This window comes from Mesorhizobium sp. B2-3-11 (assembly GCF_006442215.1).
GTDB classification, from domain to species: Bacteria; Pseudomonadota; Alphaproteobacteria; order Rhizobiales; family Rhizobiaceae; genus Mesorhizobium; species Mesorhizobium salmacidum.
The window spans coordinates 87201-110292 of sequence record NZ_VFVS01000015.1 but is presented as its reverse complement, the minus strand read 5'-3'; the positions used below and the strand labels follow the sequence as shown (position 1 = coordinate 110292).

The following is a 23092-nucleotide window of genomic DNA, read 5'->3' as shown; positions in this document are numbered from 1 at the left end:
TCAGCTCCCCCTGTAGGTGGAATAGCCGTACGGCGAGATCAGCAATGGTACATGATAATGCACCGCCTCCGCCATGCCGAAGCGGATCGGCACGCTGTCCAGGAAGGCAGGCGCGGGCAGCTTCGTGCCCTGGCCGCGCAGATAGTCGCCAGCCGCGAACACCAGTTCGTATTCGCCGGTGCGGAAGTCGGCACCCGCCAGCAGCGGCGCGTCGCAGCGGCCGTCGGCGTTGGTGACGACCTCCTTCAGAAGCGTGCGATCGGCACCGTCGAGACGGTAGAGCGCGATCGACAATCCCGCCGCCGGCCTGCCGGTCGCGGTATCCAAGACATGGGTCGTCAGACGCCCGCCATCGGCTTTCGACGTTTCTGCCATTGGCCGCCTCCCATTTTCCAATATGAATAAATTGGTCGGTACAATCGAGCACTAACGATGAATTGTGCGCCAATTAAAGGCGATGCATAAGTCCCGGTCGAGCGGAGTGCGACAAAAACACTTTCAAAAATTTTGAGGGGAATGCGAGAAGCACCCTTTCGATATCCTGATCATACTTCCGGTGATGCCGGGCGCGGAGGGACGATGCGTTACAACAGGGACATGCGTGGCTACGGAGCCAATCCGCCGGATCCGAAATGGCCTGGCGGCGCGCATGTCGCCGTGCAGTTCGTCGTCAACTACGAAGAGGGCGGCGAGAACTGCGTGCTCCACGGCGACAAGGCTTCGGAAGCCTTCCTGTCGGAAATCGTCGGTGCGGCGCCCTGGGTGGGCCAGCGCCACTGGAACATGGAATCAATCTACGAATATGGAGCGCGGGCCGGCTTCTGGCGGCTGCTGCGCCTGTTCAGCGAAGAGCAAGTGCCTGTGACCTGCTATGGCGTCGCCACGGCGCTCGCGCGCTCACCCGACCAGGTCACGGCCATGCAGGAAGCCGGCTGGGAAATCGCCTCGCACGGGCTGAAGTGGATCGATTACCGCGACCACGACGCCGAGGACGAGCGCCGCGACCTCGAAGCGGCGATCAAGCTGCATTACGAGGTGACCGGCCAGCGCCCGACCGGCTGGTACACGGGCCGCACATCGGTCAACACGGTGCGGCTGGTGGCCGAAGAAGGCGGCTTCGATTACGTCTCGGACACCTATGACGACGAACTGCCTTACTGGTTCGAGCATGCGGACGGCACGCAGCTCATCATCCCCTACACGCTCGACGCCAACGACATGCGCTTTGCCACGCCGCAGGGTTTCAACTCGGGCGACCAGTTCTTTGCCTACCTCAGGGATAGTTTCGATACGCTCTATGCCGAGGGCAAGGCAGGCAGGCCGCGCATGATGAACATCGGTCTGCACTGCCGCCTCGTCGGGCGGCCGGGCCGGGTGGCGGCGCTGAAACGCTTCGTTGATTATGTCAAATCGCACGACAAGGTCTGGCTGGCACGGCGCATCGACATCGCCAAGCACTGGCAAGAGAACCATCCCTATAAGCCGGCCGCTCTGCGCCCGTCGAAAATGGAATTCGAGACGTTCGTTCACACCTTCGGCGGCGTGTTCGAGCATTCGCCCTGGATTGCCGAACGTGCCTACGAGCTGGAGCTCGGCCCGGCGCACGACACGGCCGGCGGCGTGCACAATGCGCTCTGCCGTATCTTCCGTTCCGCCAGCGAAACCGAGCGGCTCGGCGTGCTCAACGCCCATCCCGACCTCGCCGGCAAGCTGGCCAAAGCCAGGCGGCTGACGGCGGAATCGACCAGGGAACAGGCTTCCGCCGGTCTCGACGCGCTGACCGACAAGGAGCGTGAATTGTTCTCCAAGCTCAACGCCGCCTATGTCACCACCTTCGGCTTCCCCTTCATCATCGCGGTGAAAGGCAAGACAAAGGAGGAAATCCTCGCCGAATTCGAAGCCCGCATCGGCAACGGCCGCGGCGTCGAATTCGAAACCGCCTGCAAGCAGGTCGAGCGCATCGCGCTGCTCCGCCTCAAGGACATGCTTCCACAATAGGTTTGAACCATGGATACGATCAGGATGCCCGAGCGCACCTATTATGCCCCACAGGGCGGCCATCCCGGCCAGAACGAACTTCTGACCGGACGCGCCGTCTTCACCGAGGCCTATGCCGTCATTCCCAAGGGCGTGATGCAGGACATCGTCACCAGCGCCTTGCCGTTCTGGGACAAGACGCGTGTCTGGATCCTGTCGCGGCCGCTGTCCGGCTTCGCCGAGACGTTTTCGCAATACATCGTCGAGGTCGCGCCCGGCGGCGGCAGCGACCGGCCCGAGCCCGATGCCGGCGCCGAGGGCGCCCTGTTCGTGGTCGAGGGCGAACTGACGGTTCTGCTCGACGGCAAGAAACATGTGTTGCGCCCCGGCGGTTTTGCCTTCCTGCCGCCGGCCAGCAGCTGGACGGTCCGCAACGAAGGCAAGGCGGCTGTCCGCTTCCACTGGATACGCAAGGCTTATGAGGAGGTCGATGGCCTTGAGATTCCCAGGGCCTTCTTCGCCAACGAACAGGAGATCGCGCCGACGTCGATGCCGGGCACCGAAGGCCGCTGGGCAACGACGCGGTTCGTCGATCCCGCCGATCTGCGCCACGACATGCATATGACCATCGTCACGCTCGAGCCCGGCGCGGTCATTCCTTTCGCCGAGACACATGTCATGGAACACGGGCTCTATGTGCTCGAAGGCAAGGCTGTCTACCGGCTCAACCAGGACTGGGTCGAAGTCGAGGCCGGCGACTATATGTGGCTGCGCGCCTTCTGCCCGCAGGCCTGCTATGCCGGCGGCCCCGGCAAATTCCGCTATCTGCTCTACAAGGATGTCAACCGGCATGCCAAGCTCGGCGGGGCTGGCATCGCGAAGCGGACGTCATGACCCGCATCGTCGCGCGGCCGCTTACCCGTGAGGCCTTTGCCGAATTCGGCGACGTCATCGACATGGGCGGCGACAATCACTATCCGATCAATGGCGGCAAGGCCGAGCGCTACCACGCCCTCGCCACCGCTGAAGCTGCAGGGCATAACGCCCGCGTGCTGATTTCCATGGTACGCGGCACGCCCTACGAGATGCCGCTGAAGCTAACCATGGTCGAGCGTCATCCCTTGGGCAGTCAGGCGTTCATCCCGCTGTCGCCGCGTCCGTTCCTGGTCGTCGTCTGCCATGACGGCAAGGAGGGGCCGGGCGAACCACATGCCTTCATCACCGCACCGGGGCAAGGCATCAACTATTCCCGCAATCTGTGGCACGGCGTGCTGACGCCCATCAGAGAGCCTCAGGACTTTTTGATTGTCGACCGTGGCGGCGACGGCGCCAATCTCGAGGAATTCCATTTCTCGCACGCCTACGAGATCCATATCCCCGACGAGAGCTTGTGATGACCGACATTTCGCTGATCGACCGCCTGCTCGACGTGATCGAGCACGAAATCGTGCCGAAGACGGCAGAAGGCGTCGCGCACGGCAACAAGCTGTTCGGCGCGGCGATCCTGCGCAAGGGCGACCGGTCGCTGGTGCTGGCCGAAACCAACAACGAGATGGAAAACCCGCTCTGGCATGGCGAGGTGCATTGCCTGAAGCGCTTTTACGAAATGCCCAAGGCCGAACGTGTCGACACGAAAGATGCCATCTTCATTGCCACGCATGAACCCTGTTCGCTCTGCCTGTCGGCGATCACCTGGACCGGCTTCGACAATTTCTACTATTTGTTCAGCCACGAGGATTCGCGCGACAGTTTCGCCATCCCGCATGATCTCAAAATCCTGAAAGAGGTCTTCACCCTCGACCCCGGCGGCTACAACGCCGAGAACGCCTATTGGAAAAGTTTTTCGATTCGCAGGCTGGTGAGAGCGCTGCCCGAGGTCGAGCGCCAGCGGCTGGAGGAGCGGATCGGCAGGATTTCCAGACGCTATGACGAGCTGTCCGGCGCCTATCAGGCGAACAAGGCCGAAAACGACATTCCGCTAAATTGACGCGGATCTCATATGAATGGAACTTGAGTTGCCACCTTTATGGTGGCAAATTGAGATATGGAGAATAGGACCATGATTTCCCCCGAAACCGGGGAGATGCTGATGGGCGGGGTCCGTTCATTCACCGTAACCTATAAGGGCGAGAGCATGATCATCGACCTGCCCGGTTATTATCCGCCATCGGATCGCGAGGGTGTGCATGTCGGCGACGACATGGCCGCTGTCGATGCCGCCTTGCGCGCGCTCAAGGAGAAGGTCGACGGCGTGCCGGCGCCGTCAACCATCCGCCGCATGCGCACGAAGCTCAAGCTGTCGCAACGCGAGGCCGGATCCCTGTTCAAGGTCGGCGAGAACGCCTTCGACAAGTATGAAAGAGGCTTGATCGAACCGAGTGGCCCGACCATTCAATTGATGACATTGCTGGAGAAACATCCCGAACTGCTCGACGAATTGCGGTAGCGGCACAGGTCGCATATTTCGCTGCTCCAGTCGCGAATGACGATTGAAAGTTCTCGTGCCGCGGAGCGTTATGCCTGCCATGAAAACCATCACCGAATTTCCCCGCAAGGTCGTCGAATTTCCCGACATGGGCATCGTCATGCCCGATGGCTGCCGGCTGTCGGCGCGGGTATGGATGCCGGAGGATGCGGGCGACGATCCAGTACCTGTCATCCTTGAGCACCTGCCTTACCGCAAGCGCGACGGCACGATCTTTCGCGATCAGCTTACCCATCCCTATTTCGCCGGCCACGGCTACGCCTCGATCCGCGTCGACATGCGCGGCAACGGTGATTCCGAAGGGCTGATGGACGACGAATATTCCGAGCAGGAACTGCAGGACGCCTGCGATGTCATTGCCTGGGCGGCGGCGCAGCCCTGGTGCAACGGCAATGTCGGCATGATGGGCATCTCCTGGGGCGGCTTCAATTGCCTGCAGGTGGCGGCCAAACAGCCGCCGGCGCTGAAGGCAGTGATCAGCCTGTGCTCGACCGTCGACCGCTATGCCGACGACATCCACTACAAGGGCGGCTGCCTGCTGCTCGAGAATTTCGGCTGGGCCTCGACCATGCTGTCCTATTCGTCGCGGCCACCGGATCCGCTGATTGCCGGCGACGACAAATGGCGCGATCTGTGGCTGAAACGGCTGGAGAACCAGTCGTTCCTTTTGCCGCTGTGGCTCAGCCACCAGCATCGCGACGCCTATTGGAAGCGCGGTTCGATCTGCGAGGATTTTTCCGCTGTTCATGCTGCAGTGCTCTCGATCGGCGGCTGGCACGACGGATACCGCAACACGATATCGCACCTCGTCAGCAACATCGAGGCACCAGTCAAGGGCATCGTCGGACCGTGGATTCACAAATACCCGCACTATGCCGAACCCAAGCCCGCGATCGGCTTCCTGCAGGAAGCGTTGCGCTGGTGGGACCACTGGCTGAAGGGCGCCGAGACCGGCGTCGAGGCCGATCCCGACTACCGCGCCTATGTGATGGACAGCGTGCGTCCCGCCCGATGGCATCCGGAGCGGCCTGGCCGCTGGATAGCCGAGCAGGAGTGGCCGTCGTCCAATATAGCGGTCGAAGCGATCGAACTCATTTCCCCTGATGCGGGGCCTTCAACCGTCGCTTCGCCGCAGACCTGCGGGCTTGCCGGCGGCGAATACTTTCCGTTCACCTTCGGGCCGGAATTGCCGGGTGATCAGCGCCCTGACGATGGGCTGTCGGCGTGTTTCGACCAGCCTGAGCTCACCAAGCCGATCGAGATCGTCGGCGCGCCGGAGTTTGAGGTCCTGCTTGCCTCCGATCGGCCCCAGGCCAACATCGCGGTCCGGCTTTGCGACGTGCATCCCGACGGCGCCTCGGAACTTATCTCCTATGGCGTGCTCAATCTGACGCACCGCAACTCGCATGAATTGCCCGAGGTGCTGGTTCCCGGGGAGGAGGTTTCGGCGCGTGTCGTGCTCGACCAATGCGCCTACCGCGTGCCGGCCGGCCACCGTCTGCGCGTCGCCGTTTCGACCGCCTACTGGCCAATGATCTGGCCTTCGCCGGAACCGGCACGACTGACCTTGTCGGAGGCCACGCTATCGGTGCCGTTGCGACTGCTGGCAACAGGTGACGAAGCCGTTTTCGCCGAGCCGGAAGGGGCCGCGCCCTGGGCGACCGAGACGATCCGTCCGGCCAATTCCGAACGCCATGTCGACCGCGACGAAAAGACGGGAATCGTCACGCTTTCCATTGCCGATGATTTCGGCGAAGTGCGCGATCTCGACCACGGCCTGGTCAACGGCAGCATCGCCCGCGAAACCTGGACCATCCATCCCGACGATCCTCTGTCAGCCTCGGGGAAAACACACTGGACGCAGACCCTGTCGCGAAATGGATGGTCGGTCCGCACCGAAACATGGGCCCAGATGCGGTCGGACGCACAAAACTTCATCGTCAGCGCCAGAATCGAGGCCTACGAAGGTGAAAACCTCGTCTTCGAGCGCGATTTCGACGAAAAGGTCCCGCGCGCGCTGGTTTGAGTGCTGAAATCGTTGGTCCAAATGCGACGTGCGATTTACGCCACGGCATGTCGCATTCGGTCTTGCTTACCGCTTTCCCTTGCGGTCATTATTCCCTTTAACAACAAGCAAGAAAATCGACCGCAGAGTCGAACCAACAGAGTGAGGAACTCAAATGTCAAATGAACTGGAATTCCTTAGCCGGCGGGTTGCGTCGGGCAAACTGAGCCGTCGTGATTTTCTCGGCCGGGCGGCCGCGCTCGGCATCGCCGCACCCTTCGCCAACGCGCTGCTTTCAAGCGCTGCGCGCGCGGCGGGTCCGGTCAAGGGCGGTACGCTGAAGGCCGGCCTGGTCGGCGGTGAATCCACCAACAGCCTCGATCCGGCGCTGATGATGACGCAGGTGCCGTTCGCTTTCGGCAAGTGCTGGGGCGAATTGATCGTCGAGCTGTCGCCGGACGGCAAGCTCGAGAACCGCATCGCCGAAGAGATCGGCTCTTCGGACGATGCGAAGACCTGGACGTTGAAGATCCGCGACGGCGTCGAATTCCACAACGGCAAGACGGTGACCGCCGAAGATGTCGCCGCCACGCTCGAGCGCCATTCGGACGAGAAATCGAAATCCGGCGCACTCGGCTATATGAAGGGCATCGAGACCATCAAGGCCAGCGGCAAGGAAGTGGTGCTGACGCTGAAGGAAGCCAACGCCGACCTTCCGTATTTGCTCAGCGACTATCACCTGATCGTGCAGCCCAATGGCGGCAAGGACAAGCCCGACGCCGGCATCTCGGCCGGTCCATACGTGGTCAAGACCAACGAGCCGGGCGTGCGCCATGGCGGCGAGCGCTTCGCCAATTACTGGCAGGGCGACAAGATGGGCCATGCCGACCAGATCGAAGTCATCGTCATCAACGACGCGACGGCGCGCACGGCAGCACTGCAGGGCGGCCAGGTCAACATGATCAACCGCGTCGAGCCGAAGATCGTCGACCTGATCAAGCGCGTGCCGGGCGTCACCATCCGCAACCACGCTGGCCCCGGCCACTACGTGTTCATCATGCATTGCGACACGGCGCCGTTCGACAACAACGACCTCAGGATGGCGCTGAAGCTGGCGATCGACCGCGAGGAGATGCTGACCAAGGTGCTGCGCGGCTACGGCTCGCTCGGCAACGACTTCCCGATCAACGCGTCCTATCCGCTGTTCAGCGAGATCGAGCAGCGCAAGTATGATCCCGACAAGGCCAAGTTCCACTACAAGAAATCTGGCCATGACGGCACCGTGCTGCTCAGGACCTCGGATGTTGCCTTCCCGGGTGCTGTCGACGCGTCACAGCTCTTCCAGCAGAGCGCGGCCAAGGCGGGCATCAAGATCGAGCTCAAGCGCGAGCCCGGCGACGGCTACTGGAACGAAGTCTGGAACAAGCAGCCCTTCTGCGCTTCTTATTGGGGCGGCCGCTCGACGCAGGACCAGATGTACTCGACCGCCTATCTGTCGACAGCCGACTGGAACGACACGCGTTTCAAGCGCCCGGATTTCGACAAGATGGTGCTGGCGGCTCGTGCCGAACTCGATGAGGCCAAGCGCAAGCAGATGTACCACGACATGGCTGTCATGGTGCGCGACGAAGGCGGCCTGATCCTGCCGATGTTCAACCAGTTCATCGACGCCACCGGCGCCAAGGTCGATGGCTGGGTGGACGATCCGCATCAGGAGCTGATGAACGGCTACGCCCTGGCGAAGTGCTGGCTGCAGGCCTGAGTCCGGCTTTGCAGAGATGTCTTCACCCATCCTGAAACTAATTGCCCAGCGCATTGCGCTGGGCATCCTGCTTCTGTTGGCCATCTCGGTCCTGATCTTCGCCGGCACGCAGATCCTGCCCGGCGACGTCGCGCAAGCCATTTTGGGACAATCGGCGACACCCGAGTCGCTGGCCAATTTGCGCGAGCAGCTTGGGCTGAACGACCCGGCCTATGTCAGGTATTTCCATTGGCTCGGCGGCGTCTTGACCGGCGACCTCGGCACTGCGATGTCGAGCGGGCAGGATATCGCGACCTCGATCAAGTCGCGCTTGTGGAACACACTGTTCCTCGCCTTCTGGGCGGCGATCGTGGCTGTACCGCTGGCCATCATTCTCGGGCTGATCGCGGTGCGCTACCGCAATGGCTGGGTCGACAAGCTGATCTCCGGCCTGGCGCTCGCCTCGACCTCCTTCCCCGAATTCTTCATCGGCTATGTGCTGGTCTATTTCTTTGCCGTGAAGTGGCAGATCTTTCCCGGCATCTCGACCGTCTACGAAGGCATGCCCTTCGGTGAGCGGATGCAGGCGATCGCGCTGCCGGCGACGGCGCTGACGCTGGTGGTGCTCGCCCACATGATGCGCATGACGCGGGCGGCGATCCTCAACGTCATGCAGTCGGCCTATGTCGAGACGGCAGAGCTGAAAGGCCTGTCGGCGTTCGACGTCATCCGCAAGCATGCCTTCCCCAATGCCATCGCGCCGATCATCAACGTCGTCATGCTCAACCTCGCTTATCTCATCGTCGGCGTCGTCGTGGTCGAGGTGATTTTCGTCTATCCCGGCATGGGACAATATCTCGTCGATCACGTGACCAAGCGTGACGTGCCGGTGGTACAGGCTGTCGGCCTGATCTTCGCCGCCGTCTACATCAGTCTCAACATCATCGCGGACATAGCGGCGATCGTCGCCAATCCGCGTCTGCGACATCCGAAATAGGGGCGGGCATGCTCGATATCAAACGCATCCCCATCCCCGCGTTGATCGGCATTGTCCTGACGGCACTGTTCGTGCTGGCGGCGATCTTCGCGCCCTGGATCTCACCGCATGACAACGCCGAAATTGTGGGCGATGTCTGGGAGCCGATGTCGGCGGCGCATTGGCTGGGCACCGACAATCTCGGCCGCGATTTGCTGTCCCGGATGATCTATGGCGCCCGCATCACCTTGTTCATCGCGGTGCTGGCCACCGCGCTGTCGTTCTCGCTCGGCGCCATCCTTGGCTTTTCGGCTGCGGTGTTCGGCGGCTGGTTCGACACAATCTTGTCGCGCCTCGTCGACCTCCTGATGTCGATCCCGACACTGATCATGGGCCTGGTGGTGCTCTCGGTGCTGCCAACCAACCTGGTGACGCTGATCCTGGTGATGGGCATTCTCGACTCGACGCGCGTCTATCGTTTGTCGCGCGCGGTCGCCGTCGACATCAACGTCATGGACTATGTCGAAGCCGCCAAGCTGCGCGGCGAGGGCAGCGTCTGGATCATCTTCCGTGAAATCCTGCCCAACGCGTTGTCGCCGCTGATCTCCGAGCTCGGCCTGCGCTTCATTTACGCGGTGCTGTTCCTGTCGACGCTTTCCTTTCTCGGCCTTGGCGTGCAGCCGCCGGACGCCGACTGGGGCGGCATGGTGAAGGAGAACAAGGACGGCATCGTGTTCGGCATAGGCGCAGCGCTCATTCCCGCGGCCGCGATCGCGGCGCTGGCGATCTCGGTCAATCTTGTCGCCGACTGGGTGCTGAACCGCACGACAAGCCTGAAGGGAGGACGCGGGTGATGGCCGACGGCAAGGCAAAGTCCACCCCTCTGCTCGACATCCGCAATTTGCGCATCGAGGCGACGGTCTATCCGCCCGGTGAGGCGCCGAAGACCATCACGCTGGTGCACGATGTCTCGCTGACACTGGAGAAGGGCAAGGTGCTCGGCCTGATCGGCGAATCCGGTGCCGGCAAGTCGACCATCGGCCTGTCATCCATGGGCTATGGCCGTGGTGGCGTGCGCATCACCGGCGGCGAGGTGCTCCTCAACGGCCGCGACATCCTCAAGGGCGGCAAGGAGGACTTTCGCAAGCTGCGCGGTCGCGAGGTCTGCTATGTCGCGCAGTCGGCGGCGGCCGCTTTCAATCCGGCGCACAGGCTGATGGACCAGGTGGTGGAAGCCACGCTGCTGCACGGGACGGCGACACGGGCGGAGGCCGAGAAACGGGCGATCGCGTTGTTCAAGAAGCTCAGCCTGCCCAACCCGGAAGCCATCGGCGAACGCTTTCCGCACCAGGTTTCAGGCGGCCAGCTGCAGCGTGTGATGACGGCGATGGCACTGTGCTCGGAGCCTGACCTGATCGTCTTCGACGAGCCGACCACGGCGCTCGATGTGACGACGCAGATCGACGTGCTGGCGGCGATCAAGGATGCTATCCGCGACACCCATGTGGCGGCGCTCTACATCACGCACGACCTGGCCGTCGTCGCCCAGGTTTCGGACGAGATCATGGTGCTGCGTCACGGCCGGCTGGTCGAATGGGGCGGCACCCGCCAGATCATCAAGGAACCGCGGCAGGAATACACCAATGCGCTGGTTTCGGTGCACGAGATCGAACATGCCGAACAAAAACCCGGCACCGCGCCGTTCCTGTCGGTCAAGAACGTGACCGCCGCCTATGGCGGCGGCCACGTCAAGGTGCTGAAGAACGTCTCGGTCGACATCTACCCCGGCCAGACGCTGGCCGTGGTTGGCGAATCCGGCTCCGGAAAGTCGACGCTGGCGCGCGCCATAACCGGACTTTTGCCGCCCGAGCAAGGCACCGTTACATTCGACGGGCGCCCCTTGGCCAACCGGCTTGCCGACCGGCCGAAGGAAGACCTGCGCCAGCTGCAGATGATCTATCAGATGGCCGACGTGGCGATGAACCCGCGCCAGACCGTCGGCACCATCATCGGCCGGCCGCTCGAATTCTATTTCGGCATGCGCGGCAGGCAGCGCGATGCCCGCGTCGCCGAACTGCTCGACAAGATCGAAATGGGCAAGGGCTTTGTCGACCGCTACCCGGCCGAGCTTTCCGGCGGCCAGAAGCAGCGTGTCTGCATCGCCCGCTCGCTCGCGGCAAAACCCAAGCTGATCATTTGTGACGAGGTGACCTCGGCGCTTGACCCCCTGGTGGCGCACGGCATCCTGAAGCTTCTGCTTGAACTGCAGAAGGAGGAGAACGTCGCCTATCTGTTCATCACCCACGATCTGGCGACGGTGAAGTCGATCGCCGATTCGATCGCTGTGATGTATCGCGGCGAGGTGGTGCGCTATGGTTCGAAAAGCAAGGTGCTGACGCCCCCCTTCGATGACTACACCGACCTTCTCTTGTCATCGGTCCCGGAGATGGAGATCGGCTGGCTGGAAAAGGCGATCAAGGGGCGGCGCATGGCCAGCGCGGGGAACTAGCGCGGTTCACCGTTTCACGGAAACGATGAACTGCTCTATCTCTTTGTTTTTACGCAATTCCGGACGGAACCCGTTCACACTTTTGGAATTGCTCTAGCCAGCCGGCGATCCGCCAGCCAGGGGAGATGGCGGCCGTCATCCGCATGCAATACTAGGACGCCACACGTCCTTTGGACGGGCGCCACTGGTGCGACGTTGTTTTCAACAAGGGGTAGGACATGAAAACTGAACTCGACCATCTCGCTGAACTCGCCGGCCGGGGCCGGATATCGCGCCGCGACTTCCTTGGCCGTACCGCGGCACTGGGCATGTCGGCGGCGCTGGCCACGACGCTGGCCGGCAGGGCCTTCGCACAGACGCCTGTCAAGGGCGGCGTCCTCAAGGCCGGCCTGCAGGGCGGCGAATCGACCAACAGCCTCGATCCAGCGCTGAACCTCAGCCAGGTCACCTACAGTTTTTGCAAGCAGTGGGGCGAATATCTGGTCCGGCTGATGCCGGACAACAGCCTGACTCACCTGATTGCCGAGGAGATCGGCGCATCCAAGGACGCCAAGACCTGGACGATCAAGGTGCGCGACGGCATCGAATTCCATAATGGCAAGACCGTTGCCGCCGAAGACGTCGCCGCCACGCTCGAGCGCCATGCCGACGAGAAATCGAAGTCGGGCGCGCTCGGCGTTCTCAAGAACATCAAAGGCATCAAGGCCAGCGGCAAGGAAGTCATCGTCACGCTCGGCGCCGCCGACGCCGATTTCCCCTATCTGATGGCCGACTACCATCTCGTCATCCAGCCGAATGGCGGCAAGGACAACCCCAACGCGGGCATCAGCGCCGGTCCCTACAAAGTCACCGTCAACCAGCCCGGCGTGCGCCATGGCGGCGAGCGCTTCGCCAATTACTGGCGTGGCGACAAGGCGGGGCATGCCGACCAGATCGAGATCGTCGTCATCAACGACGCCACGGCCAGGCTGGCGGCGCTGCAGGGCGGCCAGGTCCACATGATCAACCGTATCGAGCCGAAGGTCGTCGACCTGGTCAAGCGCATTCCAGGCGTCAGCATCGAGAACGTGTCGGGCCGGGGCTATTACCCGTTCAACATGTTCTGCGACACCGCACCGTTCGACAACAATGATCTGAGGATGGCGCTTAAGCTCGCCATTGACCGCGACGAAATGCTTGAGAAGATCCTGCGCGGCTACGGCTCGGTCGGCAACGACTTCCCGATCAACGAGGCCTATCCGCTATTTACCGCCATCGAACAGCGCAAGTTCGACCCGGAAAAGGCCGCGGCAGCCTACAAGAAATCGGGCCACAGCGGCTCCATCCTGCTGCGCACCTCCGACGTCGCCTTCCCCGGCGCCGTCGACGCCGCCCAGCTCTACCAGCAGTCCTGCGCAAAGGCGGGCATCAAGATCGAGATCAAGCGCGAGCCGGGCGACGGCTATTGGTCGGAAGTCTGGAACAAGCAGCCCTTCTCTCTTTCCTACTGGGGCGGACGCCCGACGCAGGACCAGATGTATTCCACCGGCTATGTCTCGACGGCCGACTGGAACGACACGCGCTTCAAGCGGCCGGAATTCGACAAGATGCTGTTCGCGGCGCGCGGCGAACTCGACCAGGACAAGCGCAAGGCGATCTACCACGACATGGCGGTGATGATGCGCGATGAAGGCGGATTGATCGTGCCCTTCTTCAACCAGTTCATCGACGCGGCCGCCACCAACAAGATCAGCGGATGGGTCAAGAACCCGATCGGCGAAATGATGGATGGGTACGCGCTGGGAGAATGCTGGCTGAACGCGTGACATCTGTCTCATAGCGAAAGCGCCGCGTGTCCGAACGACACGCGGCGCACTCGTTTCAACAGACAATCGCATGGAGCAGCCCGTGGCGATCCAATCCAAGCTTCTGCTGCTCATCCTCGATGGCGTTCCCTACCGGAACTGGCGCCGGCTGATGGGCAATCTCGAAGGCTGGGTGCAGTCGGGCGGGGCACGAGTGTGGAAGATGCGCTCGGTGCTGCCGTCGACCTCGGCCTGCTGCTATGCCTCGATCCACACCGGCGTGTCGCCGCAGGTGCACGGCATCCTGTCCAACGAGAACCGCTTTCGCGTCGTGCAGCCCGACATCTTCTCGGAAGTCAGCAAGGCCGGCGGCAAGACCGGCGCGGTCACCCATTCCCACTGGTCCGAATTCTTCCGCTCCTACCCGTTCGACCTCGTCGAGGACATGGAATATGACGAGCCGGACGGCCCGATCACGCATGGCCGCTTCCACACCATGACCGGCTACAATCTCAAGAACCAGATGACGCCGAGCGATGTCGACCTGTTCGCGACGCTGACCATGCTCACCCGGCGCCACGGCATCGACTATGGTGTCCTGCACACCTGCACGCTGGACTCGATGGGCCACCGTTTCGGCCATGACTGCCACGAGATGGACCATGCCTGCTACGCCATGGACGGCATGCTGGCGGCCTTCCTGCCGGGCTGGATCGAGGCCGGCTACGAGGTCATGGTCACCGCCGACCACGGCCAGACCGACCGCGGCCACCATGGCGGCCATGACGACGAGATGCAGGATTTCGCGCTGTATTATTTCGGACAGGGCGAAGGGCCGGAAGCCGATACGCTGCTCGACCAGTTGCAACTGGCGCCAACGGTTCTGAGCCGGCTTGGCGTGCCGGTGCCGGCGACGATGAAAGCGAAGGCTTTTCTGTCCTGATCGAGTGGCTGGCGCCGCCCCTCATCCGCCTGCCGGCACCTTCTCTCCGTAAATGGCGAAAAGGGATGCTCTGGCAACCGTCCCGCTCTTCGGTTAGCCTCCCTGAATTCCTTGGCGGAGGATGAACCTTTTTGGATCGATCGGCGACAGAGCGGACAGGAGCCAGGCGGCTCGACCGGCCATGACGGCGGCGACGGAGACCGATCGCGCGCTTGTCGACCGCGTCGCGAAGGGCGACCGGGCTGCCGTGCGGCTCCTGTTCATGCGTCATCACGCGCGGGTCTACCGCTTCGTGGCGCGCCAGACGGGATCGGAAATGATGGCTGACGATATCGCGAACGAAGTATTCCTCGAACTGTGGCGCCAGGCGCCGAGCTTCGAAGGGCGGTCCGAAGTCTCGACATGGCTGCTCGGCATCGCCCGCTTCAAGGCGCTCTCGCTGCTGCGCAAGAAGAAGGAAGACTGGATCGACGACGAGGCCGCCGCGGCGGTGCCCGATAGCGCCGACACGCCTGAGGTCGTCACCATGAAGGAGGACAAGGCCGCCGCCTTGCGCCGCCTCATCGACGCCTTGCCCGAGGAGCACCGCACGGTGATCGACCTCGCCTATTATCAAGGGCAATCGGTGACCGAGATCGCACAGGTGCTCGGCATCCCGGTCGCGACCGTCAAGACCCGTATGTTCTACGCCCGCAAGAAACTCGGCGAAGCCTTGAAGGCCGCCGGTTACGACAGGGGGTGGCCATGAGCGCCGCTGAAAAGATGTCGCGCCGCGACGAAATGGAAACGCTGCTGCCGTTCTACCTGAACGGTTCGCTCGAAGGTTCGGATCTGGAAGCCATCGAAGAATGGCTGGCCACCGATCCGGCGGCACTTGTCGCGCTCGGCGAGGCGGAAGCCGAGTTCTCCGGCACGGCGGCGGCCAATGAGGCGATCCGCCCGCCGGCCGATGCGCTCAGCCGCTTCGCCAAGGCGCTCGACGCGGAGGCAGGGCCGGTTCGGGCGCCCGCAAGCGCATCCTGGTTGGCGCAGACCTGGGGCCGTCTTATGGCGGTGCCGGTCGGCGTCGCCTGGGCGGCGGCAGCGGTCCTGCTGGCCTTGATCGCGGTCCAGTCTCTGGTGCAGCCTGGCGGCAAGGGCGGCAATTTCGAGATCGCCGGCGCACAAGACGATCTGGCCAAATTGCCGTTCGCGCTGATCAAATTCAAGCCGGATGCCAGGATGGCCGACATTGCGGCCTTTCTCGACGCCAACAAGCTCAAGATCATCGGCGGGCCGACCGCCGACGGCGTCTTCAGGCTCGCCATTCCGGCGACGACAGCCGCCGACTATGAGAAACTGCGGGGCCTTATTGCCGCCCAGCCTTTCGCGGAGGCTGTGATCGAGGGAAGGAAACCTGTTGATGGCGGTTGAGGCGGTCATTCGATTTGCGGCTATCCTGGCGGCGGCGATGACAATCGCCGCCGTGCCTGCGTCGGCGCAGAGCAACGATGCCACTCCCGACCGGACGAAAATCGATTGCAGCAACGAGGCCAAGGCGGCCGACTGCGTCAAGGACGGCGGCGATAAGGGTGGGTCGGGTGCGGCCCAGGCCGGCGCCGTTTTTCTGCCCGCCTTGATCGTCGACCTCTTCCCCAACCCGGTCGCCCTTCCTGCACCGGTTCCGGCACCACGACCGGAGCCCGCGACAGCCCCCGCCGGGAACCAGGCAGGCCCGCCGTCCGGTGGCCCGATCATCTCGCCGACCGATCTCATCGCCGTCCAGTCGCGACGCGCCGTGACCGGCGACTTCGTACCCGACGAGGTGTTGGTGACCGTCGATGGCGATGCCGAAGCCGTGCAGCAGATCGCCGCTTCCTTCGGCCTTGAAGTGCGCTCGCAGCGCCAGTCCCGGCTGCTCGGCACCACGCTGGTGCGTTTCGGCATTCCCGATGGCCGCCCCGTCGGCGTCGTGCTGGCGCAGCTTGCCGCCGACGGCCGCACGCAGCGCCGCGAGCCCAATCATATCTATTCGCTGCAGCAGGCGGCCGGCATCGTCAACTATGCCTTCGACCGTATCGCGCTCGACGCCAAACAGGCCAGTGGCGAGAACGTGCGTGTCGCCGTCATCGATACCGGCATCGACGATACCAATCCGGCTCTGGCCGGGGTCATCGCCGCGCAGTTCGACGCGATGCCCGACGTCCCGATCGAAAAGCGCGACCACGGCACTTCGATCGATGGTCTGATTGCCGGCGTCGGCCCGCTGGAAGGCATGGCGCCGGGCGCGAAAATCTACCACGCGCGTGCCTTCGAGGGCGGCAAGTCGACCATGGACGTCATCCTGTCGGCGCTCGACTGGGCGGCGGACCAGAATGTCAGCATCATCAATATGAGCTTCGTCGGCCCGAAAAACGACCTGCTCGGCACCGCCTGCCGTAATGCACGGGCGCTCGGCATGGTGCTGGTCGCCGCCGCCGGCAACAACGGCCCGAAGGCGCCCTATGGCTATCCGGCCGCCTTTGACGGTGTCATCGCGGTGACGGCCACCGACGCCAGTGACGGACTGATGCCGCAGGCCAATCGCGGCGCTTATGTCTTCATCTCGGCGCCGGGCGTCGAGATGGTGGCACCGAGCGGCGCCGGCTCGGACGTGGTGACGGGCACCTCGTTTGCCGCGGCGATCGTCAGCGGCGCCATCGCCAACCTCATCCACGCCACGCCCGACCGTTCGGCCAACGACATCGAGAAGGCACTTGCAGTGACGGCGAGAGATCTCGGGCCCAAGGGGCGCGACAATGATTTCGGCTACGGGCTGCTGGATCTTAAGGCGGCCGACGCCGTGAGAGAGTAGGTTTTTCGCTTCAGGCGTCGATTTCGTCGATCTGCGGCCGATCAACCTGTCGCCAGTTGCCGGGCTCGACGGAATAGCAGAAGCAACGCCACTCCAAGACAAAGCCCGGCGACAGCCAAACCGATTATTGCCAGCCATCGCATTAATACCGCCTGCTCATCGCTGCCAATAACCCGGTAAGGCCGTTGATCTCGATCATTTCCGAGTTGGACAACCGCTTCTTGGGCAGCGTTCGATCGGAATAGAAATATTTGGTCATGGCGTTGAATTCGAGTTCACTTCCGATGAACATTTCGGTGGGGTTCAGGTCTGACGTGACATCGCCTTCATAGGTGAGTTCCTGTGTGGAACGGACATCAACATTGTTGAAATCCGGGGTTGTGGCGCCCGGGTGAAACCAGCCTGGCGCAAATACCGAGACCGGCCCGGAGCGGGGCAGATGCGTAATCGGCTGGTTGACAATCTCGACCACTTTCCGCTCTGCTCGCCCGGCTTCCAGATTCATTTTTTCGATGCCAGGCAACGTCCAGAAGACAGCGCCGGCCACGGTGAGCAGGAACGCCACTAAGCCAAGCAGACGCACAAGATGGCCTATGGTGCGCGTCGGTTCGACCGTGCGGCCAGCCAAGGCAGCCGGTACGCTGGCTTCGCGCCCGCGCCGGCCGAAACCGCGTTTGGCTGATCGATTTTCATCCGGCCATGTTGGGCTAAGCGCGCTAATGCGGGGTTACGAGGGCACTCTGGCGACCCTAGGCCGGCGCGCCGGCGACCGATCCCCTGACCACCAGGTCGACCGGCCAGACCTCGCCGCGCGCGCCCTCCTCCAGTCCCGATATCCGCGCCGCCAGCCGCTCGGCGATGCGCGCGCCGGCCAGCCGGATCGACGAGCGCGTCGTCGACAGCGGCACGGAAAAATTCTCCGGCTTCAGCCAGGGAAAGACGTCGTCATGGGCGATCAGCGAGATGTCGCCGGGAATGCTGAGGCCAAGGTCGCGCACCGCGCGCACGGCGCCGAGCGCCATGATCAGGCTGGAGCAGGCGATTGCCGTCGGCGCGCCGTCCTGTTCAAGCAGGCGCCGGGCGGCGCGATAGCCGTTCTCCTCGGTCATGACGACGGAGCAGACATGGCGATCGTTCAATGTCAGGCCGCTTGCTGCCAGTGCCCGGCGCAGGCCGCGCTCGCGATGAATGGCGAAGGTTTCCCCGTCATCGCCATTGATCAGCGCCAGCCGCCGGTGGCCGAGCTGGACGAGCAGCCGGGCGGCCTCGTGGAAAGCGCCTTCATTGTCGATGTCGAGAAAGGGATAGTCGAAGTCCAAGCCCTCGCTGCGGCCATGGACGATGAAGGGAATGCCGAGCGTATTGACCAGCGCCACGCGCCGGTCCGCGGGCCTGGGCGAAGAGATGTAGACGGCATCGACCTGCCGGTTGGCGACGACGCGCCGGTAGGTCGTCTCCTGATCGTCGGCGTCGGTCGGGGACAGGACAAGGTCGAGTTCGTGGGAGCGGGCATAGTCGCCGAGGCCGGACAGGAATTCGACGAAGTGGGGGTCGATGTCGACGGCGGCACCCGTCGGCAGCACGTAGCCGATCATTCCGGACTTGCCCGTGGCCAGCCGACGCGCGCTCGGATTGGGACGATAGCCGTGGCGCTTGGCGGCGTCCATGACGCGCCTGCGGGTTTCCTCGTTGACTTCGGGATAGCCGTTCAGCGCCCGGCTTACCGTTGTCTGCGAAAGCGCCAGCATATGTGCGAGTTGCTTGAGGTTCACGAGAGGCCTCCCTGCCTCAAAGCGCTTTTAGATTGAACCGACCAAAACACCAACCGAGATGCGGCCACATCGCGGAGACCATATGCGTGCGGGGGTCCGCTTTGAAACAGAAATTGCTGTTGCACCGCCAAAAAAGCATGTTGCGACGCACCTTTCGAGCGCAGACTGCGGGAAATTAAATCGATTAGTTCGCGAGCACTCTTGACTCCTGATCGATTCAATGGCGAGATCGGTCAAGCCAAAGCGCTTTGGAAGACTCTTCGAAAGGTTGCGGTTCCCTTGCGAGTGAGTCACAGTCCTGCGGCGTCGGCGGGCGGAATGGAGGTTCCGTCCTGTATGTGTGACCCACTGGGAGGAATACCGATGAAGAAGTTGCTTTTGCTGGGCGTTGCGTCTGCCGCGTTCGCCCTGAGCGCGCCCGCGCAGGCCGAACTGAAGTTCAAGCCCGGCGAAGATCAGCACTTTCACTGGGCGAATTATGAAGACCTCAAGAAAGTCGACCTCAAGGGTGAGACCTTGTCGATCTTCGGCCCATGGCGTGGCGAGGACGAGGCGCTTGTCCGGTCGGTACTCGATTATTTCTCCGAGGCCACCGGCGCAGAGGTCAAATATTCCTCGTCCGAGAATTACGAGCAGCAGATCGTCATCGACACCCAGGCCGGCAGCCCGCCCAACATCGCCGTCCTGCCGCAGCCGGGCCTCATCCAGGACCTTGCTTCCAAGGGCGTGCTGACCCCGCTCGGCGACGACGTCGCGGCCTGGGTCAAGGAGAATTACGCCGCCGGCGACTCCTGGGCCAAGCTCGGCACCTATACGGGCAAGGACGGCAAGCCGGGCTTCTATGCCTTTCCCTACAAGATCGACGTGAAGGGGCTTGTCTGGTACTCGCCCGACAATTTCGAGGAAGCCGGCTACAAGGTGCCGAAGACGCAGGAAGAACTGGCCGAGCTCGAAAAGAAGATCATCGCCGATGGCGGCAAGCCCTGGTGCATCGGCCTTGGCTCGGGCGGCGCGACCGGCTGGCCGGCGACCGACTGGGTCGAGGATATCATGCTCAGGACGCAGCCGCCTGAAGTCTACGACAAGTGGGTGAAGAACGAGATCCCGTTCACCGATCCGGCAGTGGTCAACGCCATCGACATCTTCGGCAAGATCGCCACCGACGACAAGATGGTCGACGGCGGCGCCAAGGCGGTCGCGGCGACCGACTTCCGCGACAGCCCGAAGGGCCTCTTCACCGTGCCGCCGAAGTGCTACATGCACCATCAGGCATCGTTCATCCCTTCCTTCTTCCCGGAGGGCGTGAAGCTTGGCCAGGATGCGGACTTCTTCCCCTATCCGCCCTACGCCTCCAAGCCGGAACTCGGGACGCCGCTGGAAGTGGCCGGGACGCTGGTGATGATCACCAAGGATTCCAAGGCGTCGCGCGAATTCATCAAGTTCCTGCAGATGCCGCTCGCGCATGAATTGTGGATGGCGCAGAAGAGCTTCGTCACCCCCTTCAAAGGCGCCAACAAGGACGCCTATGGCAGCGATGCGTTGAAGAAGCAGGGCGAGATCCTGGTCGGCGCCACGACGGTGCGCTTCGACGGCTCCGACCTGATGCCCGGCAAGGTGGGCGCCGGCTCCTTCTGGACCGGCATGATCGACCTGGTCGGCGGCAAGTCCGCCCAGGACGTCGCAACCGACATCCAGAAGAGCTGGGATGCAATCAAGTAGGCCGCCGCGGCGAGACCTAATCCTTCCTGATCCTCCTACTGGATCCGGGCTACGGCCCGGATCCGACCAGCGGTGCATGCCGGAAGCCTTCGCGTTTCGATTGTTCCGAACAACTGAAAGTCGGCGTATCCAGTCGCCAGCATCGCCTGGCCGGTCATGCGCAGGGAGAGGGACCCATGGCGACTCAGATTTTCTCGGCAATATTCGTCATCATCATCGGCGTCGGCGGCTGCGTCGCCTATTTCTGGGGCGCCAACAAACTGCTCGACCTGATCTTCCCCTCGCGTGGGGTGTCCGGGACGGCCGCCGTCAACAATCTGCGCCGGCAGGGATTGGTGCGGCCCTGGTTGTTCGTGGGTCCGGCGCTGATCATCCTGACCATCTACCTGATTTACCCGGTGATCGCGACGCTGTGGCTGTCTTTCTTCGACCGCGGCGGCACGAGTTTCGTGGGGGCCGCCAACTACGAGTGGGCGCTGCGCGATCCGGATCTGCGAAACGCCATCCGGAACAACGTCCTGTGGCTGGCGGTGGTGCCGGCGGCCTGCACCTTCCTCGGCCTGATCATCGCCGTGCTCACCGACAAGATATGGTGGGGCACGATCGCCAAGAGCCTGATCTTCCTGCCGCTGGCGATCTCCTTCGTCGGCGCCAGCGTGATCTGGAAGTTCATCTACGAATATCGTGGCGAGGGCCAGATCCAGATCGGACTGCTCAACGCCATCATCCAGTATTTCGGCGGCCAGCCGCAGGTCTGGATATCGCTGCCGCTCTGGAACAATTTCTTCCTGATGATCATCCTGATCTGGATCCAGACCGGCTTCGCCATGGTCATCCTCTCCTCGGCGCTGCGCGGCATCCCCGAAGAAACACTGGAAGCGGCGGTCATAGACGGCGCCAATCCATTCCAGATCTTCTGGAAGATCATGGTGCCGCAGATCTGGGGCACCATCGCGGTGGTATGGACCACCATCACCATCCTGGTTCTGAAAGTGTTCGACATCGTCCTGACCATGACCAACGGTCAATGGAACAGCCAGGTGCTGGCCAATCTGATGTTCGACTGGATGTTCCGCGGCGGCGGCGATTTTGGCCGCGGCGCGACCATTGCCATCATCATCATGATCGCTGTCATTCCAATCATGATCTGGAACATTCGCCAGGCCAACAAAGAGACGGGAGGGCACTGAGATGGCCGTCGCGACCGGAAATTCGTTCGCCAGCCGTTTCGGCGTCCATATCGCGGTGCTCGTCTTCGTGGTGATCTGGACCATCCCGACGCTCGGCATCCTCGTCTCGTCGCTGCGCGACAAGGACCAGATCATCGCCTCGGGCTGGTGGAATTCCTTCGCCAGTTCCAGCCAAACAGAAGCCGGGCGACTGCCGGCCGCCTCGACACAAGCAGAAAAGGACGGCAAGTTCGTTCTCCAGGGCAATATCTTCGGCGACGGGGCCAAGCGCGCGATAAGCGCCTTCGGCGTCAAGGCGGCGGCACCGACGCAGTATCCTGCCGGCACATCAGCCGATCTCGGTGACGGCGTGACCCTGCAACTCAACGCCGACGGCAGCTTCGTCATGGCCTCGCCAAAGGCGTTCGAAGGCGACCGGGGCCAGCGCGTCTACTACGCTTCGTCGGCGCCGCCGAAATTCACCACCGACAATTATCAGACCGTGCTGTTTTCCGAAGGCATCGGCCGCTCCTTCATGAATTCGCTGACGGTCACCATCCCGGCAACCGTCATCCCGATCCTGATCGCGGCCTTCGCGGCTTACGCACTGGCCTGGATGCGCTTTCCAGGCCGCGCGCTCTTGATCGCTGTCGTCATCGGCCTGCTGGTGGTGCCGCTGCAGATGTCGCTTATCCCGCTCCTGAAGCTCTACAACGGCGTCGGGACGTTCTTCGGCGTGCCGTCCAAGACCTATCTCGGCATCTGGCTGGCGCATACCGGTTTCGGCCTGCCCTTCGCCATCTATCTGCTTCGAAGCTACATTGCCGGCCTGCCGCGCGAGATCATGGAATCGGCGCGCATCGACGGCGCCAGCGATTTCGAGATCTTCGTCAAGATCGTGCTGCCGCTGTCCTTCCCGGTGCTTGCCTCCTTCGCCATCTTCCAATTCCTGTGGGTATGGAACGATCTCCTGGTGGCAATGGTTTTCCTCGGAACGGCGCCCGACCAGATCGTGCTGACGGCCAAGCTCAATGCGCTGCTCGGCTCGCGTGGCGGCAACTGGGAGATCCTGACGACATCGGCCTTCATCACCATCATCGTGCCGCTGATCGTCTTTTTCTCGCTGCAGCGTTATTTCGTCCGCGGGCTGCTGGCCGGCTCGGTGAAAGGAGGTTGAGA

21 protein-coding genes are annotated in these 23092 nt (G+C 62.7%); 18 read left to right on the top strand and 3 right to left on the bottom strand.

Features of this window, described 5'->3' with window-relative positions; genetic code table 11:
* Nucleotides 1-375 carry a hydroxyisourate hydrolase gene (gene uraH / locus FJ960_RS20370; RefSeq protein ID WP_140716344.1) on the bottom strand — a complete coding sequence of 125 codons (375 nt, stop codon included), beginning with the start codon at nt 373-375 and terminating at the stop codon, nt 1-3.
* A gap of 204 nt (nt 376-579) precedes the next feature.
* On the opposite strand from uraH, the gene puuE reads away from it, so the two are divergent.
* The 15 genes from puuE to FJ960_RS20295 all read left to right on the top strand — a co-directional run bounded on the left by puuE (nt 580) and on the right by FJ960_RS20295 (nt 17253).
* A complete protein-coding gene (puuE, locus tag FJ960_RS20365; protein ID WP_140716342.1) occupies nt 580-1998 on the top strand; it encodes an allantoinase PuuE in 1419 nt (472 codons plus the stop codon).
* A gap of 9 nt (nt 1999-2007) precedes the next feature.
* Nucleotides 2008-2871: a bifunctional allantoicase/(S)-ureidoglycine aminohydrolase gene (locus tag FJ960_RS20360; RefSeq protein WP_140506775.1), complete on the top strand. Its 864-nt coding sequence runs from the start codon at nt 2008-2010 to the stop codon at nt 2869-2871.
* The gene (locus tag FJ960_RS20355) at nt 2868-3371 is read left to right on the top strand and encodes an ureidoglycolate lyase (protein ID WP_140506777.1); all 504 of its coding nucleotides are present in this window, start codon (nt 2868-2870) and stop codon (nt 3369-3371) included. Before FJ960_RS20360 ends, FJ960_RS20355 begins: the two co-directional genes overlap by 4 nt.
* Nucleotides 3371-3964: a nucleoside deaminase gene (locus FJ960_RS20350; RefSeq protein ID WP_140506779.1), complete on the top strand. Its 594-nt coding sequence runs from the start codon at nt 3371-3373 to the stop codon at nt 3962-3964. The genes FJ960_RS20355 and FJ960_RS20350 overlap by 1 nt, the downstream gene beginning before the upstream one ends.
* A gap of 72 nt (nt 3965-4036) precedes the next feature.
* Nucleotides 4037-4423: a type II toxin-antitoxin system MqsA family antitoxin gene (locus FJ960_RS20345; protein ID WP_140506781.1), complete on the top strand. Its 387-nt coding sequence runs from the start codon at nt 4037-4039 to the stop codon at nt 4421-4423.
* Between the two features lie 79 nt (nt 4424-4502).
* On the top strand, nt 4503-6488 hold the full coding sequence (locus tag FJ960_RS20340) for a CocE/NonD family hydrolase (protein ID WP_140506783.1): 1986 nt from the start codon (nt 4503-4505) through the stop codon (nt 6486-6488).
* Nucleotides 6489-6642: 154 nt separating this feature from the next.
* Nucleotides 6643-8229: an ABC transporter substrate-binding protein gene (locus tag FJ960_RS20335; protein WP_140506785.1), complete on the top strand. Its 1587-nt coding sequence runs from the start codon at nt 6643-6645 to the stop codon at nt 8227-8229.
* Between the two features lie 16 nt (nt 8230-8245).
* Entirely contained in the window at nt 8246-9205 is a 960-nt protein-coding gene (locus tag FJ960_RS20330; RefSeq protein ID WP_140716340.1) for an ABC transporter permease, read from the top strand.
* Between the two features lie 8 nt (nt 9206-9213).
* Complete coding sequence (locus FJ960_RS20325) at nt 9214-10038, top strand: ABC transporter permease (RefSeq protein WP_140716338.1); 825 nt, start codon at nt 9214-9216, stop codon at nt 10036-10038.
* Nucleotides 10038-11693, top strand: a complete 1656-nt coding sequence (locus tag FJ960_RS20320; protein ID WP_140716336.1) for an ABC transporter ATP-binding protein — start codon at nt 10038-10040, stop codon at nt 11691-11693. Before FJ960_RS20325 ends, FJ960_RS20320 begins: the two co-directional genes overlap by 1 nt.
* 218 nt (nt 11694-11911) lie before the next feature.
* Nucleotides 11912-13498: an ABC transporter substrate-binding protein gene (locus tag FJ960_RS20315; RefSeq protein ID WP_140716334.1), complete on the top strand. Its 1587-nt coding sequence runs from the start codon at nt 11912-11914 to the stop codon at nt 13496-13498.
* An 82-nt stretch (nt 13499-13580) separates the two neighbouring features.
* Nucleotides 13581-14420 carry an alkaline phosphatase family protein gene (locus FJ960_RS20310; RefSeq protein WP_140716332.1) on the top strand — a complete coding sequence of 280 codons (840 nt, stop codon included), beginning with the start codon at nt 13581-13583 and terminating at the stop codon, nt 14418-14420.
* A gap of 181 nt (nt 14421-14601) precedes the next feature.
* Nucleotides 14602-15168, top strand: coding sequence for a sigma-70 family RNA polymerase sigma factor (locus FJ960_RS20305; protein WP_140716330.1), 567 nt, complete (start codon nt 14602-14604; stop codon nt 15166-15168).
* Nucleotides 15165-15833: an anti-sigma factor gene (locus FJ960_RS20300; protein WP_140506797.1), complete on the top strand. Its 669-nt coding sequence runs from the start codon at nt 15165-15167 to the stop codon at nt 15831-15833. The genes FJ960_RS20305 and FJ960_RS20300 overlap by 4 nt, the downstream gene beginning before the upstream one ends.
* A complete protein-coding gene (locus FJ960_RS20295; protein WP_140716328.1) occupies nt 15823-17253 on the top strand; it encodes a S8 family serine peptidase in 1431 nt (476 codons plus the stop codon). Before FJ960_RS20300 ends, FJ960_RS20295 begins: the two co-directional genes overlap by 11 nt.
* A gap of 142 nt (nt 17254-17395) precedes the next feature.
* Here FJ960_RS20295 and FJ960_RS20290 read toward each other — a convergent pair whose 3' ends face one another.
* Both FJ960_RS20290 and FJ960_RS20285 read right to left on the bottom strand, forming a co-directional pair.
* Nucleotides 17396-17881 (bottom strand): hypothetical protein, encoded by a 486-nt coding sequence (locus tag FJ960_RS20290; protein WP_140716326.1) that lies wholly within the window; start codon nt 17879-17881, stop codon nt 17396-17398.
* Nucleotides 17882-18002: 121 nt separating this feature from the next.
* The gene (locus FJ960_RS20285; protein WP_140716324.1) at nt 18003-19025 is read right to left on the bottom strand and encodes a substrate-binding domain-containing protein; all 1023 of its coding nucleotides are present in this window, start codon (nt 19023-19025) and stop codon (nt 18003-18005) included.
* A gap of 363 nt (nt 19026-19388) precedes the next feature.
* Here FJ960_RS20285 and FJ960_RS20280 point away from each other — a divergent pair, with 363 nt between their 5' ends.
* The 3 genes from FJ960_RS20280 (at nt 19389) to FJ960_RS20270 (ending at nt 23090) form a co-directional block, all read left to right on the top strand.
* The gene (locus tag FJ960_RS20280; protein ID WP_140506805.1) at nt 19389-20744 is read left to right on the top strand and encodes an ABC transporter substrate-binding protein; all 1356 of its coding nucleotides are present in this window, start codon (nt 19389-19391) and stop codon (nt 20742-20744) included.
* A 176-nt stretch (nt 20745-20920) separates the two neighbouring features.
* On the top strand, nt 20921-21934 hold the full coding sequence (locus FJ960_RS20275) for a sugar ABC transporter permease (protein WP_140716322.1): 1014 nt from the start codon (nt 20921-20923) through the stop codon (nt 21932-21934).
* 1 nt (nt 21935) lies between these two features.
* Nucleotides 21936-23090, top strand: a complete 1155-nt coding sequence (locus FJ960_RS20270; RefSeq protein ID WP_140506809.1) for a carbohydrate ABC transporter permease — start codon at nt 21936-21938, stop codon at nt 23088-23090.
* Nucleotides 23091-23092 lie beyond the last annotated feature (2 nt).

What these genes read in the sequence shown, in the direction of transcription:
- FJ960_RS20325 (WP_140716338.1), top strand. Translation starts at nt 9,214, where the DNA reads ATGCTCGATATCAAACGCATCCCCATCCCCGCGTTGATCGGCATTGTC.
- FJ960_RS20345 (WP_140506781.1), top strand. Translation starts at nt 4,037, where the DNA reads ATGATTTCCCCCGAAACCGGGGAGATGCTGATGGGCGGGGTCCGTTCA.
- FJ960_RS20330 (WP_140716340.1), top strand. Translation starts at nt 8,246, where the DNA reads ATGTCTTCACCCATCCTGAAACTAATTGCCCAGCGCATTGCGCTGGGC.
- FJ960_RS20295 (WP_140716328.1), top strand. Translation starts at nt 15,823, where the DNA reads ATGGCGGTTGAGGCGGTCATTCGATTTGCGGCTATCCTGGCGGCGGCG.
- FJ960_RS20280 (WP_140506805.1), top strand. Translation starts at nt 19,389, where the DNA reads ATGAAGAAGTTGCTTTTGCTGGGCGTTGCGTCTGCCGCGTTCGCCCTG.
- FJ960_RS20275 (WP_140716322.1), top strand. Translation starts at nt 20,921, where the DNA reads ATGGCGACTCAGATTTTCTCGGCAATATTCGTCATCATCATCGGCGTC.
- puuE (WP_140716342.1), top strand. Translation starts at nt 580, where the DNA reads ATGCGTTACAACAGGGACATGCGTGGCTACGGAGCCAATCCGCCGGAT.
- uraH (WP_140716344.1), bottom strand. Translation starts at nt 375, where the DNA reads ATGGCAGAAACGTCGAAAGCCGATGGCGGGCGTCTGACGACCCATGTC.
- FJ960_RS20335 (WP_140506785.1), top strand. Translation starts at nt 6,643, where the DNA reads ATGTCAAATGAACTGGAATTCCTTAGCCGGCGGGTTGCGTCGGGCAAA.
- FJ960_RS20320 (WP_140716336.1), top strand. Translation starts at nt 10,038, where the DNA reads ATGGCCGACGGCAAGGCAAAGTCCACCCCTCTGCTCGACATCCGCAAT.
- FJ960_RS20360 (WP_140506775.1), top strand. Translation starts at nt 2,008, where the DNA reads ATGGATACGATCAGGATGCCCGAGCGCACCTATTATGCCCCACAGGGC.
- FJ960_RS20340 (WP_140506783.1), top strand. Translation starts at nt 4,503, where the DNA reads ATGAAAACCATCACCGAATTTCCCCGCAAGGTCGTCGAATTTCCCGAC.
- FJ960_RS20305 (WP_140716330.1), top strand. Translation starts at nt 14,602, where the DNA reads ATGACGGCGGCGACGGAGACCGATCGCGCGCTTGTCGACCGCGTCGCG.
- FJ960_RS20270 (WP_140506809.1), top strand. Translation starts at nt 21,936, where the DNA reads ATGGCCGTCGCGACCGGAAATTCGTTCGCCAGCCGTTTCGGCGTCCAT.
- FJ960_RS20355 (WP_140506777.1), top strand. Translation starts at nt 2,868, where the DNA reads ATGACCCGCATCGTCGCGCGGCCGCTTACCCGTGAGGCCTTTGCCGAA.
- FJ960_RS20300 (WP_140506797.1), top strand. Translation starts at nt 15,165, where the DNA reads ATGAGCGCCGCTGAAAAGATGTCGCGCCGCGACGAAATGGAAACGCTG.
- FJ960_RS20350 (WP_140506779.1), top strand. Translation starts at nt 3,371, where the DNA reads ATGACCGACATTTCGCTGATCGACCGCCTGCTCGACGTGATCGAGCAC.
- FJ960_RS20315 (WP_140716334.1), top strand. Translation starts at nt 11,912, where the DNA reads ATGAAAACTGAACTCGACCATCTCGCTGAACTCGCCGGCCGGGGCCGG.